This window comes from Streptomyces sp. NPDC053542, from assembly GCF_044544685.1.
Taxonomy (GTDB): domain Bacteria; phylum Actinomycetota; class Actinomycetes; order Streptomycetales; family Streptomycetaceae; genus Streptomyces.
Genome location: NZ_JBITXL010000013.1, coordinates 117,130 through 134,193 on the forward strand (window position 1 = coordinate 117,130; position 17,064 = coordinate 134,193).

General features: G+C 71.8%; 12 protein-coding genes. 6 read left to right on the plus strand and 6 right to left on the minus strand.

Annotated features, from left to right (window positions below):
• The first annotated feature begins 211 nt into the window (after positions 1-211).
• Both ACIGXO_RS31210 and ACIGXO_RS31215 read left to right on the plus strand, forming a co-directional pair.
• Positions 212-1,249, plus strand: a complete 1,038-nt coding sequence (locus ACIGXO_RS31210) for an ATP-binding protein (RefSeq protein ID WP_399793562.1) — start codon at positions 212-214, stop codon at positions 1,247-1,249.
• A gap of 102 nt (positions 1,250-1,351) precedes the next feature.
• On the plus strand, positions 1,352-3,745 hold the full coding sequence (locus ACIGXO_RS31215; protein ID WP_399793564.1) for an ATP-binding protein: 2,394 nt from the start codon (positions 1,352-1,354) through the stop codon (positions 3,743-3,745).
• Between the two features lie 128 nt (positions 3,746-3,873).
• Here the strand turns inward: ACIGXO_RS31215 and ACIGXO_RS31220 are convergent, their stop codons facing one another.
• Positions 3,874-4,719 carry a prephenate dehydrogenase gene (locus ACIGXO_RS31220; protein WP_399793566.1) on the minus strand — a complete coding sequence of 282 codons (846 nt, stop codon included), beginning with the start codon at positions 4,717-4,719 and terminating at the stop codon, positions 3,874-3,876.
• Between the two features lie 543 nt (positions 4,720-5,262).
• The gene (locus tag ACIGXO_RS31225) at positions 5,263-6,219 is read right to left on the minus strand and encodes a DUF6777 domain-containing protein (RefSeq protein ID WP_399793568.1); all 957 of its coding nucleotides are present in this window, start codon (positions 6,217-6,219) and stop codon (positions 5,263-5,265) included.
• Between the two features lie 638 nt (positions 6,220-6,857).
• Here ACIGXO_RS31225 and ACIGXO_RS31230 point away from each other — a divergent pair.
• Positions 6,858-8,117: a streptophobe family protein gene (locus tag ACIGXO_RS31230; RefSeq protein WP_399793738.1), complete on the plus strand. Its 1,260-nt coding sequence runs from the start codon at positions 6,858-6,860 to the stop codon at positions 8,115-8,117.
• Between the two features lie 8 nt (positions 8,118-8,125).
• Here ACIGXO_RS31230 and ACIGXO_RS31235 read toward each other — a convergent pair whose 3' ends face one another.
• Genes ACIGXO_RS31235 through ACIGXO_RS31245 form a run of 3 tightly spaced genes read right to left on the minus strand, consistent with a single transcriptional unit; the run spans position 8,126 to position 12,054 of the window.
• Positions 8,126-9,133, minus strand: coding sequence for a serine/threonine-protein kinase (locus ACIGXO_RS31235; RefSeq protein WP_399793570.1), 1,008 nt, complete (start codon positions 9,131-9,133; stop codon positions 8,126-8,128).
• A complete protein-coding gene (locus tag ACIGXO_RS31240) occupies positions 9,130-9,651 on the minus strand; it encodes a hypothetical protein (RefSeq protein WP_399793572.1) in 522 nt (173 codons plus the stop codon). Before ACIGXO_RS31240 ends, ACIGXO_RS31235 begins: the two co-directional genes overlap by 4 nt.
• A gap of 48 nt (positions 9,652-9,699) precedes the next feature.
• Entirely contained in the window at positions 9,700-12,054 is a 2,355-nt protein-coding gene (locus ACIGXO_RS31245; RefSeq protein ID WP_399793574.1) for an ATP-binding cassette domain-containing protein, read from the minus strand.
• A 126-nt stretch (positions 12,055-12,180) separates the two neighbouring features.
• Between ACIGXO_RS31245 and ACIGXO_RS31250 the strand changes: the two genes are divergently transcribed.
• The 3 genes from ACIGXO_RS31250 (at position 12,181) to ACIGXO_RS31260 (ending at position 16,051) form a co-directional block, all read left to right on the plus strand.
• On the plus strand, positions 12,181-13,092 hold the full coding sequence (locus ACIGXO_RS31250) for a LysR family transcriptional regulator (protein WP_399793576.1): 912 nt from the start codon (positions 12,181-12,183) through the stop codon (positions 13,090-13,092).
• 116 nt (positions 13,093-13,208) lie between these two features.
• Positions 13,209-14,570, plus strand: coding sequence for a histidinol dehydrogenase (hisD, locus tag ACIGXO_RS31255; protein WP_399793578.1), 1,362 nt, complete (start codon positions 13,209-13,211; stop codon positions 14,568-14,570).
• Between the two features lie 65 nt (positions 14,571-14,635).
• Entirely contained in the window at positions 14,636-16,051 is a 1,416-nt protein-coding gene (locus ACIGXO_RS31260) for an amino acid permease (protein ID WP_399793580.1), read from the plus strand.
• Here ACIGXO_RS31260 and ACIGXO_RS31265 read toward each other — a convergent pair.
• Positions 16,044-17,042 (minus strand): LacI family DNA-binding transcriptional regulator, encoded by a 999-nt coding sequence (locus tag ACIGXO_RS31265; protein WP_399793582.1) that lies wholly within the window; start codon positions 17,040-17,042, stop codon positions 16,044-16,046. The two genes, ACIGXO_RS31260 and ACIGXO_RS31265, sit on opposite strands and share 8 nt — an antisense overlap.
• Positions 17,043-17,064: the final 22 nt, after the last annotated feature.

The window sequence follows — 17,064 nt, forward strand, 5'->3', positions numbered from 1 at the left end:
ATGGGTATCGCCGCCACCCGTTCCGAAGTGCGTTCCTGCACGCGCTGATCGGCGTGATCGCCGCCGCCGGGCTGTTGCCCGCGGCACGTAAAGGGGGCACCTCGGTGTACTGAGGTATACCGATATCGGCCCATGACCGATGCCTACTCAGGGCCCCTTGCTGCACATTGGTCGCGCTCGCGGATCGGACGCGTACGGCTGGAGGCAGCTCATGCAGGGGGAGAGGGACCGCGGGCCCGCCGGCCTGGTCGGCCGGGACCGGGCGTTGTCGGAGGTGGCGGAGGTGCTGCGGGCCGAACGGCTGGTCACCGTGAGCGGGCCCGGGGGAGTGGGCAAGACCGCGCTCGTCGCGGAGCTGGCCCACCGCCTGCTGCCCGGACAGTGGCAGGCCGTGGGGCGGGTGGACCTGGCCCGGCTGGACGGTCCCGAGCAGCTGCCGCAGCGGCTGGCCCGCGCCCTGGGCCGGGAGGGCCTCCCGGACCGGGGCACCGCCGAGGCGCTGGCCGACGCGCTCGGCGGCGCCCCGGCGCTGCTGGTGGTGGACACCTGTGAGTACGTGGCCGATGCCTGCGCCGAGATCCTGACCGGGCTGGTGGCCGCGTGCCCCGGCCTGCGCGTACTGGCCACCAGCCGTACCCCCATGGACACCGCCGGCCACTACCGGCTGCACCCGCTCCCGCTGGAGGAAGCCGCCCGCCTGTTCGAGGCGAGCGGCCGGCAGTGGGAACTCGCCGACGCACCGGCCCCCGAGACGGTCGAGTACATCTGCTCGTACCTGGACGGTCTGCCGCTCGCCGTCCACATCGCGGCGGGCCAGCTCGCCCGCCACTCGCCCAACGAGATCCTCACCCTGGTCTCCCGGGCGGACACCCTCCTCGACCTGACCATCCCCGGCCTGCCCGCGCGCCAGCGCACACTCCGCGACTCGCTTCTCAGCACACATCAGTTGTGCACGCCCGCGGAGCAGTTGCTCTGGGCGCGCTGCACCGTATTTCCCGGTCCCTTCGGGCTGCGGGACGCGCTGGAGGTGTGCGCCGACGAGCGGCTGCCTTCGGAGGGGTTGGTATCGGCCTTCGCCGGCCTGGACCGGCGGGCGCTGATCCTGCCGCAGGAGCCGCACGGCACCACGTACAGCACGTACAGGATGCCGTGGTCCACTCGGGCGCACGGCCGGCAGTGGCTGAACCGGCTCGGAGAGGAAAGGGAGTTCCTGCAGCGCTGTCTGACCTGGCTGCTCGGCGACTCGTGACCGGACACGAACTGCGCAGAACCGCATCGCGGGCCGTGCTGTCCCGCGTAGCGTAGGAGTCCCCACTCTCGGGCGCACGGCAGGCGGAGGGGCGTACTCCATATGACCTTGGGTTATGTCAAGGAGCAGGCATGCGGACTGCCCCTGGAAGTCACGGGGTTCGTCGGGCGTGACCAGGAACTGCGGGAGATCGGCGCGCTGTTCGACAAGGCCCGGCTGGTGTCGCTCATCGGCCCGGGGGGAGTCGGCAAGACGCGGCTCGCGCTGCGCACCGCCCGTACCGCGCTGCCGTCCTTCCCCGACCGCGCCTGCTTCGTCGAGCTGTCGTCCCTGCGCGACCCGGTGCTGCTGCCGCACACCGTAGCGGCCGCGCTGGGCCTGTCCGAGCAGGGGGACCGTGACCCGGTGGGCCTCCTCGTCTCCTACCTCGCCGCCAAGCGGCTGCTGCTCGTCCTGGACACGTGCGAGCACTTGCTGGACGCCTGTGCGATGCTCGCCGATCTGATGCTGCGGATGGCGCCCGGTGTCACGGTGCTGGCCACCAGCCGCCAACCACTGGACGTGCCGGGCGAGTTCGTCTACCCGATCACGCCGCTGCCCACCGACCGCGAGGCGGTGCAGCTGTTCGCCGAGCGGGCCGCCGCCGTCGTACCGGGCTTCGCCGTCACCGACGCCAACCGCAAGGACGTCACCTCCGTCTGCCGCCGGCTGGACGGAATGCCGCTGGCGATCGAACTGGCCGTCGTACGGCTGCGGGTGCTCCCGCTCAACGACCTGGCCGCCCGCCTGGAACACCGGTTCCAGGCGCTGACCGGCGGCCGTCGCGGTGCGGTGCCCCGGCACCGGACCCTGCGGGACGCCATCGACTGGAGCCACGATCTGTGCACCCCGCAGGAACAGGTGCTGTGGCGGCGGCTGTCGGTGTTCGCCGGGGAATTCGACGCGGAGGCCGCCGAGGCGGTGTGCGGTGGCGGTGAGCTGCCCGCCGAGGACGTGCTGGAGCAGCTGATCGGGCTGGTCGACAAGTCGGTGGTACTGCGCATCGAAGCGGAGCACGCGTGCTACCGGCTGCTGGACACCCTGCGCGAGTACGGTGCCGAGCGGCTGACCCAGATTGGCGAGGAGGAAGCGTACCGCCGGGCGCATTTCGATTACTTCGCGGCGTGCGCCGAGCGCGCCGACCGCCCGTTCCACAGTGACCGGCAGGCGGAGCACCTACGGGCCCTGGCGCGCTGGCTGCAGAACTTCCGTATCGCCATGGAGTACGGCACCAGCACCGACGACCCCGAACTGGCGTTGCGCGGCCTGGACCTGGCCACCCGGCTCTGGACACACTGGATCATGACGGGCCGGATGCAGGAGGGCGCCCGCTGGCTCGAGCGCGCCCTCGCCAACGTGAAGCACGACTGCCCCGAGCGCGTCGAGGCACTGCACCGCCTCGCTTGGATCCTGATGGTCCTCGGGCAGCGCGACGCCTCCGAGCCGTACGTCCTGGAATCGCTGGCCATGGCCGAACGGATCGACGACCGGCGCGGTGCGGCGTACGCGATCGAGTTCCGCGGCTGTCTGGCGCTGTTCCGCGCGCGGCCGGCCGAGGCGCACCGCGACCTCGACGAGGCCCGCCGCGCCTTCCGCGCGCTGCGCGACCACGACGGGCTGGCCATCACCTGTTTCATCCAGACCTTCGGCGCGGCACTCGTCGGCGACGTCGAGCGCGCCTGGGAGGTGTCCGGGGAGGGGCTGCGGGCGCTGGAGTCGGCCCCCGGCGAGTGCTGGACCCGCAGTTACTGCCTGCTGTACCGGCAGCTGGCGCTGTGGATGGCGCGCGAGGACTCCCGGGCCGAGGAACGCGACCGGCTGGGCCGCGAGGCACTGACCCTGAAGCTGGCCGTGAACGACGGCCTGGGCGCGGCGATCACCATGGAACTGCTGGCCTGGTCCGCCGCCCGGTCGCAACGCTTCGAACGCGCGGCGTGGCTGCTGGGTGCCGCCGAGTCGTTCTGGACCAGGATCGGCGGCGCGCGGCTGTTCAACGTACCGATCCTCAACGCGGAACACGACACCGCCGTCACCGCGGTGCGCACAGCACTGGGCGACGCCGCCTACGCCGAACATCACGCCCGCGGCGGGGCACTCGAACTCTCCGAGTCCGTCACGTACGCGGTGCAGGACACCGACGCCCTCCCCAAGCCCGCGCCCGGCATCCCGACGGCCTGCAACACGGCGGCTCCGGCCGGCACGCTTCCGGCCCCGCCCACGCCGCAGTCCGCACCCGGCACCGCCGCGGCCCTGCCGGCCCCGGACCGCACCACCGCCCGCCCGCCCGGCCTCACCAACCGCGAACGCCAGGTGGCCGCGCTGGTCGCCGAGGGCCTGACCAACCGGCAGATCGCGGAACGCCTCGTCGTCTCCAAACGCACGGCCGACGCCCACGTGGAACACATCCTGAACAAACTCGGCCTCACCTCGCGCACCCAGATCACGGGGCTGGAGTGAGAACGAGGCCGTTGCGATGGGGACGAGTGTTGCCGCGGCTGTGATGTGGCAGGCCGGCAGCGCTGGAGCGAGTCGGGACCGGGGCCACCGCCCCGCTCCATGCGCTGCTCGTCGGCCCGTACGGTCGATCAGGCGGTGGCAGCCTGGTACAGGCCGCGGCCGGCCCGCTGGGCCCGGGAGGAGGCGACCAGCCGGTCCAGGGTGCTGCGCACGGTGTTGATACCGGCCGTGCTCTCGGCGCGGCCCACGGCCTCGGCGACATCCCGCGCCCGGACAGGGGCGCTGCCGATCTCCGTGAGTGCCTTGAGGACCTGGTCGGTGAGTCCGCTGCTGTCCTTGGCCGTTGCGGCGGGGGTGGTCTCCTTCGCCGCCTTGCCCTGAGCGGCCTTGCCCTCGGCCACCGTGCTCTTCGCCGACGCGGTCTTCGCCGTGGTGCTCTTCGCGGCCGTGCTCTTCGCCGCGGTGTTCTTCTCGGTCTTGTCGGCCTTGGCCTTGTCCGTCTTCACCTTGCCGTTCTTGGCCGCGGCAGTGGACTTGCCGGCGGTGCGGCTCTTCCGCTCCGCCGCGGCGGTCGACTTCGCCGCGCTCTTGCGGGTGGCACCGGCGGGCGCCTTGCGGGGCTTGGGCACAACGGGAGCCGGGGCGGCGTCCGCCTCGGGCGCCCGCACCGCTTCGGGAGTTGCTTCGCTCGTCGGCTCAACGGCCGCGGGAGCGGCCTCGGATACGGCCGCACCGGAGGCCGGTGCGGGGGCGGCGTCCGCCTCGGGAGCCTGCTCAGCGGGCTGCTCCGCGGTCTGCGTGGTGGACAGCGCCTGCAGTGCGTTCAGGGCGGTGCGCACGGAATCCAGCCGGGTGGTGACGGCGGCCAGCTCCTTTTCCAGGGTCTGCTGCTGCGCCTCCAGCCGGGGAAGTTCGGCCTGCAGCAGGTCCGTTGTGGCGGCGATGCTGCCCGGTGCGCTGACGGTAGTGGTCATGTGATGCCTTTCTGCTTCGGCCGGCCAGTTATCGGTTTCTCTGCCGGACGCTCGATGTACTTGTGTGGTTCTGGGCTCGCTGGCCCTCCACGGCAATGCCGGTCAGGAGCTTCGCCGGAAGCAGTTCCGCGGCGACGGCGTTTCACCATGTTGTCGAAGGCGTTGAGTATAAGGTCCCACTTGCCCTGAGCAAGACCGTTGCCAACCGCGTACCCACACTCCGGAATTGTGATGACAGCCGCGATCGAGTTCGTTGCGGCCCGCCATGCCCTGACCGCAAGCGGCCCGCGGTCATGATGTCATCCGTCGCGCGCAAAGCCCCCGCCACCCTCGACAAACCCGAAAAGCACCTCGTCGGCACCCGCGGGGCCACCCCGAATGTGTCCGCCCTCAGCCTGCCGAACAGCGGGCAGGCCGCACCCCCCCGCCTCCGAACACACTCGTACGGAGTAATCCACCGAGAGATGCGTGGCCTTTCCGCGGCGGAATTATGGCCGGACGATGTTGGCACCTACGGCCGTTGCCGCGTCGCCCTGCCGGGCTTTACGTGCCCGGTGGCGGGAGTTCCGGGGTGTTGCCGGGCTCTTCCGGAGGCGGGCTGGGGGAGTCGGGCGTTGAGGTGTCCGGCGGCGCGGAGGGAGTCGGCGGCTCGCTGGGCGTGGAGGGGGACGTCGACGACGGGGAGGTGGACGTCGATTCGGAGGACGGGCACACCGAGGACGGGGGCTCGCTGGGAGGGCAGGTCGAGGACGGGGAGTCGGAGGGCGTTCGGGAGGACGGCGCAGTGGTCGGGGTGTCCGTCCGGCCCGTCTCATCGCCCGCGGCGCGCTTGAACCAGGCTCCCGTGTCCAGGTCGACGAGGATGAAGACGTTGACCGTGGTGGCCGACTGCTGCACCGCCACCACGTCCGAGTGCCGGTACGCGGGCCAGGGCTTGCCGACCGGCTTCGGTGTCTCCTTGACGGCCACCGGCGGCAGCAGTGGGTTTCCGCAGGCGCAGCGCACCCGCGGCACGCCGTGCGAGTCGACCAGTACGGCCGTGCCCGCCTGGAGGACCGACTGGTAGGCGGTGGCCTTGCCGTCCTTGAAGCCGTGGTTGGTGACGCGGGTGTCCTTGCGCAGCTGTACGGGGGTCAACGACCGCAAGTAGGACGGTACTTGGCGCTGTGCGATGCCCTCCGTGTCGGCGAACGCCTTGGCCTTGGCGGGCTCTCGCCGCAGGAAGCCGATCTGTTTCTCGACATCACAGCTCGGTGTGGAGCGGCTGCCGCCGTACAGGCCCGGCGCCGAGCCCGCGACGCCGGCCGTGCCGCCCGTGTCACCGGACGGCGCGGTCGGTGTCGCGCTCGGCGAGGCGGGCGCGGTGGAGTCCTTGGCGCTCGACTCGGTGAAGGGGTCCTTGCCCTCGGCGGCTGCGGGCTGGAGGAAGACCTCACCCGAGCCGGTACCGCTGTCCGGACGGGTGAGGAAGACGGTCAGGGCCACGGCCGCGACGAGCACGGCCGTGATGAGCGCGACGCGTGACGAGGACCGCCACCAGGGCTTGCCGCGGCCTGGCCCCGGGGCGGCGGCACCGCCCGCACCACGGCCGGCGCCATCGCCGGGGCCTTCGCCGGAGCCACCACCGGAGCCCTCGCCGGAGCCACCGCCACCGGGCCCGCCCGGCCCCTGCCCGGTGCCGGTGCCGGTGCCGGAGCCGGAGCCGGCGCCGGAGTCGACCCGTGTCGGCTCGTGATCGGGCCCCGAAGGCGTACCCGCGGACGGTCCTGACGACGGTCCGGGGGAGGGGCCGGACGCCGGCCCCGACGCCGGTTCTGACGACGGCCCGGAGAGCGGACCTGACGGCGGACCCGAGGGCGGACCCGACGGCGGGCCGGTCGGGCGGCCTTCGGGCGGTGGTTGCGATGTCACGGGTCGGCCTTCTTCCCCTGCATGTCGGGCGCATGTCCGGCGTCGGCCGCGTGGACCATCCGGCGATCCGAATTCACCCGTTTATTCCCTCTTTACGCCATTGTGTGCTCGTGCCCGGCGCCGTCCGCAAGCGGGGCGGCGCGCCCGTACATACCGTGGTGAACGCGGTAGCCGAGGGTGAGGGCCGACGAGTGCGGGGCGAGGAGTGAGGAGACAGCGTGAGCCGGATGCGAGAGGCGCTCGCCGCGGCGGGCGCGGGCATCGTGGCCATGATCGTGGTCGCCGCGCTCGGACTGTGGGCGGCGGGCGCGGCGGACCTGCCCGGCGGGGCGTTCCCCCGAGTGGTCGCGGCCGTCGTCGTCATCGCGGCCGGCGGCTCGGTCGAGCTCTCCGGCGACTCCGGCGTCCTCGCGCAGGCGGCCGCCGCCATCGATGCCGTACCGCTGTCGGTGACGCTGGCCGGCGCGCTGGTGACGGCCGCCGTCTTCCTGCTCCCACTGCGCCACCGTGCGGTGGCCACCACCGGCGAACTGCTCGACCGCATCGCCCGTACGGCCGCGTGCTGGCTGCTGTTCCTGCTGATCCTCGCCCTGCTCGCGCGGCACAGCTTCCGGATCTCCACCGGCAACGACCTCGCCGAGGAGATCGGAGCCGAGCTCGGCGCGCTCCCCACCGTCGAATTCCGGGCCGACGTACCCGCGACGCTCGGCTTCGGGCTGCTGTGGGTGCTGGCCGTCCTCGCCCTCACCTTCATCGTGTCGCGCAAGGCCCCGCTCTCCTCGCGGCTGCTGCACTTCCAGCGCTCCGTACGGCCGCCCGCGTTCGCGATGCTGCTGGTGCTGCTCGCGTACGCGGCGATCGGGCTGGTCGTCGGCGTGATCGTGCTCTGCACCCGCGGACATCCCGCCGAGACCGTCGCCGTCCTGTTCCTCGGGCTGCCGAACCTCGTCTGGACGGCGCTGGGCGTGGGCATCGGCGGCGCTTGGGTGGGGCATGTCGACAAAGCGATCGGACTGCCGATGCCGCGGGTACTCGACGAGGTACTGCGCACCCGCGGCGGGCAACGGACCCTGGACCTCGGCGCGGTCGCGGAGCACGACGGGCGCGCCTGGCTGCTCGTCGCCGTGGCGGCCGTGGTGCTGCTCGCCGCCGCCTTCACCGCGGCGGTACGGTCCCCGGCCCGGCTGCCGGCCTGGCGGCACGCGCTGGAGATGGCCGCGGCCCTGGCGCTCACCATGCTCGTCGTCGGACTGCTCACCCGGATCTCCGCGCACTACGGGATCTCCCTCCTGGGCATGGGGGATCTGGGTGGCGGGCTCGGCGGTGAGGTCACCCTGCGGCCGGTGCTCCTCCGGCTGGTCGCCGCCGGCGCCGTCTGGGGCCTGGTCACCGGCTTCCTCGGCAGCCTGCTGGCGCGGTACGTACAACATCCCGGCGACGCACGCGACGCACGCCCACGCGACCAGGCCGCGTCCCCGCCCCCGTAAGGCCGAACTCAGCCCCCGCGCCCCGGAAACACCGGTGCGGCCCAGTCCGGTGGCGGGGGCGGAGCCGTGTATCGCGGCAGCCGGCCGTACGCCTCCGCGCGCGAGTCCACCCGCGTCGCGGCGTGGTCCTGAGCCGAGGGCGCGGCAGGTGCCGCGGTCCGGCCAGCCGTGCGCAGTGCCGTCACGAAACCGCGGCAGGTGTCGTAGCGGTCGCCGGGCGCCTTGGCCAGGGCGGCGGCCAGTACCGCGTCGACGGCCGGCGGAAGGTCGGGCCGCAGGCTCGTCAGCGGCGGCGCGGCATCGTACTGATGTGCCCAGAGCAGCGCCATGTCGTCATCGCGCCGGAACGGCGGTGCCCCGGTCAGCATCTCGAAGACGACGCAGGCCAGGCTGTACACATCGCAGCGGCCGTCCACCGGGCGGCCCGAGATCTGCTCGGGCGCCACATAGTCCAGGGTGCCCACGAACTGCCCGACGCGGGTGAAGCCCGTGAGCGACAGCGACTTCTTCGTCAGCCCGAAGTCGGTGAGATACACATGCTCCGGGTGGTCGCTGTCGGTGCCGTCGGCCACCAGGATGTTGCCCGGCTTGACGTCCCGGTGCACCAGATCGTGCGCATGGGCGGCGTCCAGCGCGGAGGCCACCTGAAGGGCGATGCGGCAGGCGGTCTCCAGTGGCAGCCTGCCGTCGCGGTCGAGCAGGGCCCGCAGGTCGCGCCCCTCGACGTACCGCATGGCGATGTAGAGCATCCCGTCGGTCTCGCCCGCCTCGAAGACCGGCACGATGTGCGGGTGGTCGATCGCCGCGGCCACCCTCGACTCGTGCGCGAAGCGCTGCCGGAAGGTGTCGTTGCGCGCCAGCTCGGGCGCCAGCAGCTTCACCGCGACCGTACGGCCGAGCCGCAGGTCCTGCGCCCGGTAGACGACCGCCATGCCGCCCCGGCCGAGCTCGTCCTCCAGCAGATACCCGGCGACACGGCGCCCGCGCAGCCCGGTCCCGGCCCCGGAAACGCTCACGGCTCAACCTCCCCGTACGCCGACGCCCCCTCCGACGGCCCCCGCTCCACCGCGTACGTCTCCAGCGTCCCCCCGTCGCAGTAACACCACCGCTCGTGCCGCGCGTCGTACAGCCACATCGCCTCGCCGTCCACGACCATCCCCATCCGCATCCCCCGGGTCCGCTCCGCGAACGACTCACCGTCCAGCCGGCCGGCGCTCAGCTCCTCCACCAGCTCCCGGTAACGGCTCAGGTCACCGGCGACCGCGCCCAGCAACGGCCGGGGATCCGCTGTCCTGGCGGCGGCCTGCCCGGCGGCCGGCGGGCCGTGCGGTACCGGCAGCAGCAGCCGCCCGTCCACCCACGCCGACCAGCCGTTGGAACACAACGCCAGCGCCCAGTCGCCCCGCCGTTCGACGACCTGGACGGGCAGCAGGGGATCGAGCCGCACACCCGGCCACGCGGCGTCCGGCGCCGACCAGGTCGTCATGCCGTCGGGCGGGACGACGTGGCTGGGGTGGAAGTCGGGGACGGTCACAGGCGGCTCCTCGGCGCTCCGTACGGGACAGGGCTGCTCCCGTACGGGCTACTTGCGCATGATCTCGGGCTCGCGCCGCCGCAGCAGCTTGGCCACCAGGAATCCGAGGACGAGCGAGAGCACGATCATCATGCCCATGTCGAGCAGCCAGATCCCCGCCTGGTGCCGGAACAGCGGATCGTCGGTGATGCCCTGCGGCACGATCCGGTGCAGATCGATGGTGCCCGCCATGGCGCCCAGCGCCCACCGCGACGGCACCAGCCACGCCAGCTGCTCCAGCACCGCCACGCCCTGCAGTTTGAGCAGCGCACCGCAGAAGACGACCTGCACGATCGCGAGGAGGACCAGCAGCGGCATGGTGACCTCCTCCTTCCGCACGAGCGCCGACACGAACAGGCCGAGCATCATCGCGGTGAAGGCCAACAGGGCGACAGCCAGAGTGATTTCGGCGAGTGGTGGCAGCAACACCCCATTTCCGTCCGGTGCGTTCAGCTCGACGCCGAACAGTGCCACCATGGTCAGCACCACCGCCTGGACGACCGTGATGGTCCCCAGCACCAGCACCTTGGACATCAGATACGCCGATCTGGACAGGCCGACGGCTCTCTCCCGCTGGTAGATCGTGCGTTCCTTGACCAGTTCGCGCACCGCGTTGGCGGCGCCCGTCAGCACCGCGCCGACACACAGGATCAGCAGTGCGTTGAGCGCCGAGTCCCGGGTGAGCGCGGAGCCCGCCAGGGCGTGCGCCATCGCCCCCATGATGAACGGCAGCGCGACCATGATGACCAGGAACGTACGGTCGGCCGTCAGCGCCGCCGTGTAACGCCGTACGAGCGTCCGCAGCTGCGCGCCCCAGCTCTGCGACTTGGGCGCGTCGACCGGGCCGCGCGGCGCCTCGGGGACGCGCCGGGGCTGTTGGGTTTCCGCCGCCACATAACGCCGGTGGACCGGCGAGGCGGCGAACTGCCCCGCCCAGTCCCGGTCCGTGTCGTTCTCGAATGCCTCGAACGCCTCCGGCCACTGCGCGAATCCGAAGAAGGGCAGGGCGTCCTCCGGCGGCCCGTAGTACGCGATCGTGCCGCCCGGCGCGAGCACCAGCAGCCGGTCGCAGACGTCCAGGCTGAGCACGCTGTGGGTGACGACGATGACCGTACGGCCGTCGTCCGCCAGCCCGCGCAGCATGTGCATCACCGAGCGGTCCATGCCCGGATCCAGGCCCGAGGTCGGCTCGTCGAGGAACAGCAGCGACGGCTTGGTCAGCAGCTCCAGGGCCACGCTCACCCGTTTCCGCTGGCCGCCCGAGAGCGAGTGGATCGGCTGGTTCCGCCGCTGGTCCAGCCCCAGTTCATGGATGACCTCGTCCACCCGGGCCTGCCGCTCGGCCTTCGCGGTGTCCTCGGGAAAGCGCAGCCGCGCGGCGTAGCCGAGGGCGCGGCGCACGGTCAGCTGGGAGTGCAGGATGTCGTCCTGCGGTACGAGTCCGATGCGCTGCCGCAGCTCGGCGTAGTCCCGGTACAGATCACGGCCGTCGTACAGCACCGTGCCCTCGTCGGCGGGCCGCAGCCCGGTCAGCGCGTTGAGCAGTGTTGACTTTCCCGCACCGCTCGGCCCGACCACCGCCAGCAGTGTCTTCTCACCCACCGGGAAGGACACCTGCCCGAGCAGTGTCTTCCGCCCCTTGTCGACCCGTACGGCCAGCTCCTGCACGTCCAGCGACACCTCACCGGTGTCGATGAATTCCTGCAGCTCCTCGCCCACCAGCACGAACGCGGAGTGACCGATGCCGATGATGTCGCCGGGGACGACCGGGGCGCGGGTCACCGGCCGGCCGTTGAGATACGTACCGTTGTGACTGTCGAGATCGACGATCTCGTACCCCTCCGGGCCCGCCCGCAACTCCGCGTGCCGACGCGAAACGATGAGGTCCTCGACGACCAGGTCGCTGTCGGGCGCCCGGCCGATGCGGGTGATCCGCGCCGAGGGCAGGGGGCGTACGGCGCTGGGCTGCCGGAAGGTACGGGTGGCGGCGGGGTACGGGACGGCGGTGACGGCGGACGGCCGCTCGGCGGTCCGCGGTGGTCGCGGTATGCCGGTGAGCACCGCGCACGGGCCATCGGCCGGATTGCCGAACCGGATCACACTGCCGGGCCCCACGTCAGACTGGTGCACCCGGCGCCCCTCGGTGTACGTACCGTTGGTGCTCTCCTCGTCCTCCACCACCCAGTGGCCGTCCGTGGTCCGCAGCACCGCGTGATGCCAGGAGACCCTGACATCGTCCAGCACCAGCTCGCTCGCGGGATCGCGCCCGACGTGGTACGTCCGGAGCGGGCTCAGTACCTGGGTGCCGCCCCCGGCTTCGACGAGGAGCTCAGGCGCGGCAGCAGCATCCGACCGCTCAGCCATACCAGAAATTTTACGACCGCGACCGGGCCCCCGCCTGTCCGGGAAAGCCACGGCTATAGTGCCGCGCATGCTCAGAGCGCACCCCTGCCGCACTGCCGTCCGCCCAGGTACCGGGCGGGTCACGCCATGACGTTGAATCAGCTGAAGGCGTTCGTCGAGGCCGAGCGGTTGGGTTCGTTCACCGCCGCGGCCGCCGCCATGGAGATCGCGCAGGCTTCCGTATCGGAGTTGGTGCGGCGGCTGGAAGAGGAACTGGACGCCGTACTGTTCGTCCGTGGCAGCCGCCGGCTCGCCCTCACCGCGGCCGGGCGGGAGCTGTTGCCGTACGCGCAGGAGACGTTGCGGGCGGCGGACGGCGGAGTGAAGGCGGTGCGGTCCCTCGGGTCGCTGGGCGGCGGCACGGCCACGTTCGGTGTGCTGCGCAATGCCGACTACTACCTGCTCGCCAACCTCGCGCAGACCTTCCACGCCCGGTATCCCGCCGTGCAGGTACGCCTCGTCGGACAGAACTCCGCGGAGACAGCACACGCCGTCGCCGCCGGAAAGATCGAGGCCGGGCTGGTGGTACTGCCGATCGACGACGAGGGACTGGTCGTGCGGCCGCTCATGCGGGACGAGGTCTTCTACGTCACCGCGGACCCGGAACGCGCCGCAGCGCCCGTGACCATCGAAGCCTTCGCCGCGGCGCCGCTCGTGCTGTACGACGCCCACTACGGCTGGCAGGACCCGACCCGGCGGCAGCTCGCCGAGCGTGCCCAGCTGGCCGGTGTGCGGGTGGAACCGCTGATGGAGCTGGAGTGGGTCGAGGCCGCGCTCAAGCTCGCGGCCGCCGGGGTGGGCGACACGATCGCCAGCCGCGCGGTGATCGACAGCCCGGGCTTCCCGGCCGGGCTGCACACCGTGCCCTTCGCCGAGCCGCTGTACGACACCATCGCCCTGGTCCGGCGCCAGGGGCACCCGCTGTCCCGGGCCACCCGGGAGCTCGCCCGCCTCGCCGAGGACACGATCCGCGAGCTGAACGCCGAGGTCCACGGCTGAGGCACAGGACAACGAGGCGTAGGGCGCCCCTCTGAGAGGGGCATAGGGAAACCCTGTAGGAAGCCCAGGAATCACTCATCTAGTCCTGTGGCCGGCGCACGCCTACGGTCCCTGGCATGCAGATCACGCAGCACGAAGCACAAGCCCTCGCCCCGTTCCAGTGGCTCAAGAAGCCGGCCGTCGACGGCCCTCCCGCGCAGCGCGACCCCAAGGTCGTCGAGCGCGTCTCGGAGATGCTCTCCACCATCGAGCGCAAGGGCCTCGACGCCGTCCGCGCGTACGCCGAAGAGCTCGACGGCTGGTCCGGCGACCTGGAGATCGGCGCCGAGGAGCTGAAGAAGTCCGGCGACGCACTGCCGCCCGACGTCCGCACCGCCCTCGAAATGGGTTACGAGCGGACGCACCGCTTCGCCTCCGCCCAGCGCGAGCACCTCACCGACTTCGAGATCGAGCTCGCGCCCGGAGTGAAGGGCGGACAGCGCTACGTCCCGGTCACCCGCGTCGGCGCCTACCTCCCGGCCGGCCGCTTCCCCCTGCTGGCCAGCGCTTTCATGACCGTCGGCGTCGCCAAGGCGGCCGGTGTGCCCGCGGTCCTGGCCTGCACGCCGCCGTCCGGTGAGCACGGTGCCCACCCGGCCGTGCTGTACGGCGCGTACCTGTCCCGGGCCGACCGGGTCTTCGCGGTCGGCGGCGTGCAGGCGCTCGGCGCGCTGGCCTTCGGGCTGCTCGGCGAGGCCCCCGTCGACATGCTGGTCGGCGCCGGCAACGCCTTCGTCACCGAGGCCAAGCGGCAGCTGTTCGGCCGCGTCGGCATCGACCTGCTGGCCGGGCCGTCCGAGGTGGCCGTCATCGCGGATGACACCGCCGACCCGGCCTGGGTCGCCGCCGACCTGCTCGGCCAGGCCGAGCACGGACCCAACTCCCCGGCCGCGCTGATCACCACCTCCGAGGAGCTGGGCCGCAAGGTCATCGCCGAGGTCGACCGGCAGCTCGAAACGCTCACGACCCGGGAGATCGCCGGCGCCGCCTGGCGCGACTACGGCTCCGTCATCGTCGTACGCAACGCCGATGAGGCCGTCGCGGTGGCGGACGTCCTCGGCCCCGAGCACCTGGAGATCCAGACCGATGACGACGACTTCTACCTCCAGAACCTGACCAACTACGGATCGCTGTTCCTGGGCCCCTGGAGCACGGTGGCCTACTCCGACAAGGGCATCGCCGGTACCAACCACGTACTGCCGACGGGCAAGACCTCCCGTTACAACGCGGGACTCTCGGTCTCCCGCTTCCTCAAGCCCCTGACCTACCAGCGGGCCGCCAAGGACGGCACGGCCGCGCTGGCCCCCGCCGTCGAGCGGATCTCCGCATTCGAGGGCCTGGCAGCGCACGGAGCCACCGCCACCCTGCGCATTGACAGGATCGGCCGGCGCTCGGAAGCTTTCGACTCCGTCCCCGCGGCCCTGCGCGACCAGCTCTGACCTCGCCGCCCCGCCTCCACGGCAACCACGGAGGCGGGGCCCGCACAACCTCCCGAGGACCACCCATGCCACACGAGTCACCCGTCCCCCCGACGTCCGGCGGCCCCGGCAGCGGTCTCACCCAGGGGCTCAAAGGCCGCCAGATCACGATGATCTCCATCGGCGGAGTGATCGGAGCCGGACTGTTCGTCGGTTCGTCCACCGCCGTCGCCACCGCGGGCCCGGCCGTACTCCTCTCCTTCCTGGCCGCCGCCGCACTGGTGGTCCTGGTCATGCAGATGCTCGGCGAGATGGCCGTCGCCCACCCCGACACCGGCTCCTTCTCCACCTACGCCGACCGGGCCCTCGGGCGCTGGGCGGGCTTCTCCATCGGCTGGCTCTACTGGTGGTTCTACGTCCTCGTCATCCCCATCGAAGCCATCGCCGCGGGCGAGGTCCTCGGCGGGATGACCGGAGTGCCGAGCTGGCTTCCCGCCTTCGCGGTCATCGCCGTACTGGCCGGCACCAATCTGCTCGCCGTCCGCAACTACGGCGAGTTCGAGTACTGGTTCGCCCTGCTGAAGGTCATCGCGATCGTGGGCTTCCTCGTCCTCGGCGTCCTCGCGATGTGCGGTCTGCTGCCCGGCTCGGGCACCAGCGGGGTGTCGCACCTCTGGAGCAACGGCGGCTTCGCGCCCAACGGCGGGATCGCGGTCCTCGCCGCCCTGCTCACCGCGATGTTCAGTTTCCAGGGCAGCGAGATCGTCACCATCGCCGCCGCGGAGTCGGAGGATCCGAAGAAGAACATCAAGAAGGCCATCAAGGCCGTCGTCTGGCGCCTCGGCCTCTTCTACCTCGGTTCGATCCTCATCGTGGTCAGCCTGGTGCCCTGGAACGCCGACGGCCTGGCCGCCGGCTCGTACCAGGCCGTCCTGGAGCGCATGAACATCCCGGGCGCGCGCCAGATCATGGACGTGGTGGTCGTCATCGCGGTCTGCAGCTGCCTGAACTCGGCGATCTACACCGCCTCCCGCATGGCGTTCTCCCTGGCCCGGCGCGGGGACGCCCCGGCGGCCTTCGCCGCCGTCTCGCGCGGCGGCGTGCCCCGCAACGCGGTCGCCGCGTCCACCGTCGTCGGCATCGTCGCGGTGGCCGCCAACTATCTCCTGCCGAGGATCTTCACGTATCTGCTGGCGTCCAGCGGGGCGATCGCACTGATGATGTACCTGGTCATCGCGGTCACGCAGTACGCCACCCGGCGCCGGCAACACGGGACGACCGAAGTGCGGATGTGGCTGTTCCCCTACCTCACGGTGGCGACGATCGTCTTCATCGCGGCAGTGTTGCTGCTCATGGCCATCCTTCCCGGCCATCGCCTCGAACTGTGGCTCTCGTTCGGCCTCGCCGCGGTGCTGGTCACGGTGGGATTCCGGTTGCAGCGCACACAAGACGGCGGGCGGGGGCGCGAGGAATGCGCGCCCGAGGTGCCCGCGGTCAAGTAAGGCGCGCGTGCGTGGCCCGGGGGACGAACTCCGTCGGCAGGACGATGCGTTCCCCGGCGGCGTCGGCCTCGCCGGTGATCCGGCGCACCAGCAGCCGGGCCGCCTGGCGGGCCAGTTCCCGCAGGTCGTGGCGGACCGTGGTCAGCCGGAACACCTCCCAGTCCGCCATCGGGAGGTCGTCGAAGCCGATCACCGTCAGGTCGTCCGGCACCCGCAGCCCGGCCGCGATGGCCGCGTTCAGCACGCCGATGGCCACCACGTCGTTGCCGCAGAACACCGCCGTGGGCGGCTCGTCGGCGGCCAGCAGCCGGGGGAGTGCCTCGTACCCCGTGCCGTACTCGAAAGCGCCGCGGACGACACGGCTGTCCGGCAGGCCGATCCCCGCCTCGGCCAGCGCCAGCCGGAAGCCGAGCTCGCGGTCCCGGCCGGTGGTCGTATTGGGCGAGCCGAAGATGCCGGCGATGCGGCGGTGTCCCAGCTCCGCGAGGACGCCGGCCACCAGCCGGCCGCCGCCTTCGTTGTCCACGACGGACGCGTAGTCGCCCGGCTGTCCGGTGTCGCGGTTGAGAAATACATACGGGACGCCGCGGCGGTCCAGCTGGGCCGGCAGCCGTGACTCGGTGGTCGCGGTGGCCAGTACCACCCCGTCCAGGGACTGGTCCAGGAGATTCTCGCCCGCCACCGCCTCGTCGGACCGCTCGGTGATCAGCATCATCCGGTAGCCGAGGGCCTGGAGCTCGTCGTGCAGCGGGGCGACGACGTGCGGGTAGAACGGGTTCGTCAGATCGGTGACGATCACACCGATGCGCCGCGTCGAGCGGGTGGACAGGGTCCGTCCGGCCTCGCTGGGAACGTAGTTCAGCGCCTGCGCGGCCCGCCGCACCTTCTCCCGGGTGGCCGCCGACACCCGGTGGTCGTCACGGAGCGCGCGCGACACCGTGGCCTGCGATACGCCCGCCAGTCTCGCCACGTCGTGACTCGTGATCGTCATCGGTTGCCCTCGTCCCCTCGCC

Coding starts and splice junctions, on each gene's coding strand:
- ACIGXO_RS31230 (WP_399793738.1), top strand. CDS start 6,858: ATGCGAGAGGCGCTCGCCGCGGCGGGCGCGGGCATCGTGGCCATGATC.
- ACIGXO_RS31265 (WP_399793582.1), bottom strand. CDS start 17,042: ATGACGATCACGAGTCACGACGTGGCGAGACTGGCGGGCGTATCGCAG.
- ACIGXO_RS31210 (WP_399793562.1), top strand. CDS start 212: ATGCAGGGGGAGAGGGACCGCGGGCCCGCCGGCCTGGTCGGCCGGGAC.
- ACIGXO_RS31260 (WP_399793580.1), top strand. CDS start 14,636: ATGCCACACGAGTCACCCGTCCCCCCGACGTCCGGCGGCCCCGGCAGC.
- ACIGXO_RS31250 (WP_399793576.1), top strand. CDS start 12,181: ATGACGTTGAATCAGCTGAAGGCGTTCGTCGAGGCCGAGCGGTTGGGT.
- ACIGXO_RS31245 (WP_399793574.1), bottom strand. CDS start 12,054: ATGGCTGAGCGGTCGGATGCTGCTGCCGCGCCTGAGCTCCTCGTCGAA.
- hisD (WP_399793578.1), top strand. CDS start 13,209: ATGCAGATCACGCAGCACGAAGCACAAGCCCTCGCCCCGTTCCAGTGG.
- ACIGXO_RS31220 (WP_399793566.1), bottom strand. CDS start 4,719: ATGACCACTACCGTCAGCGCACCGGGCAGCATCGCCGCCACAACGGAC.
- ACIGXO_RS31215 (WP_399793564.1), top strand. CDS start 1,352: ATGACCTTGGGTTATGTCAAGGAGCAGGCATGCGGACTGCCCCTGGAA.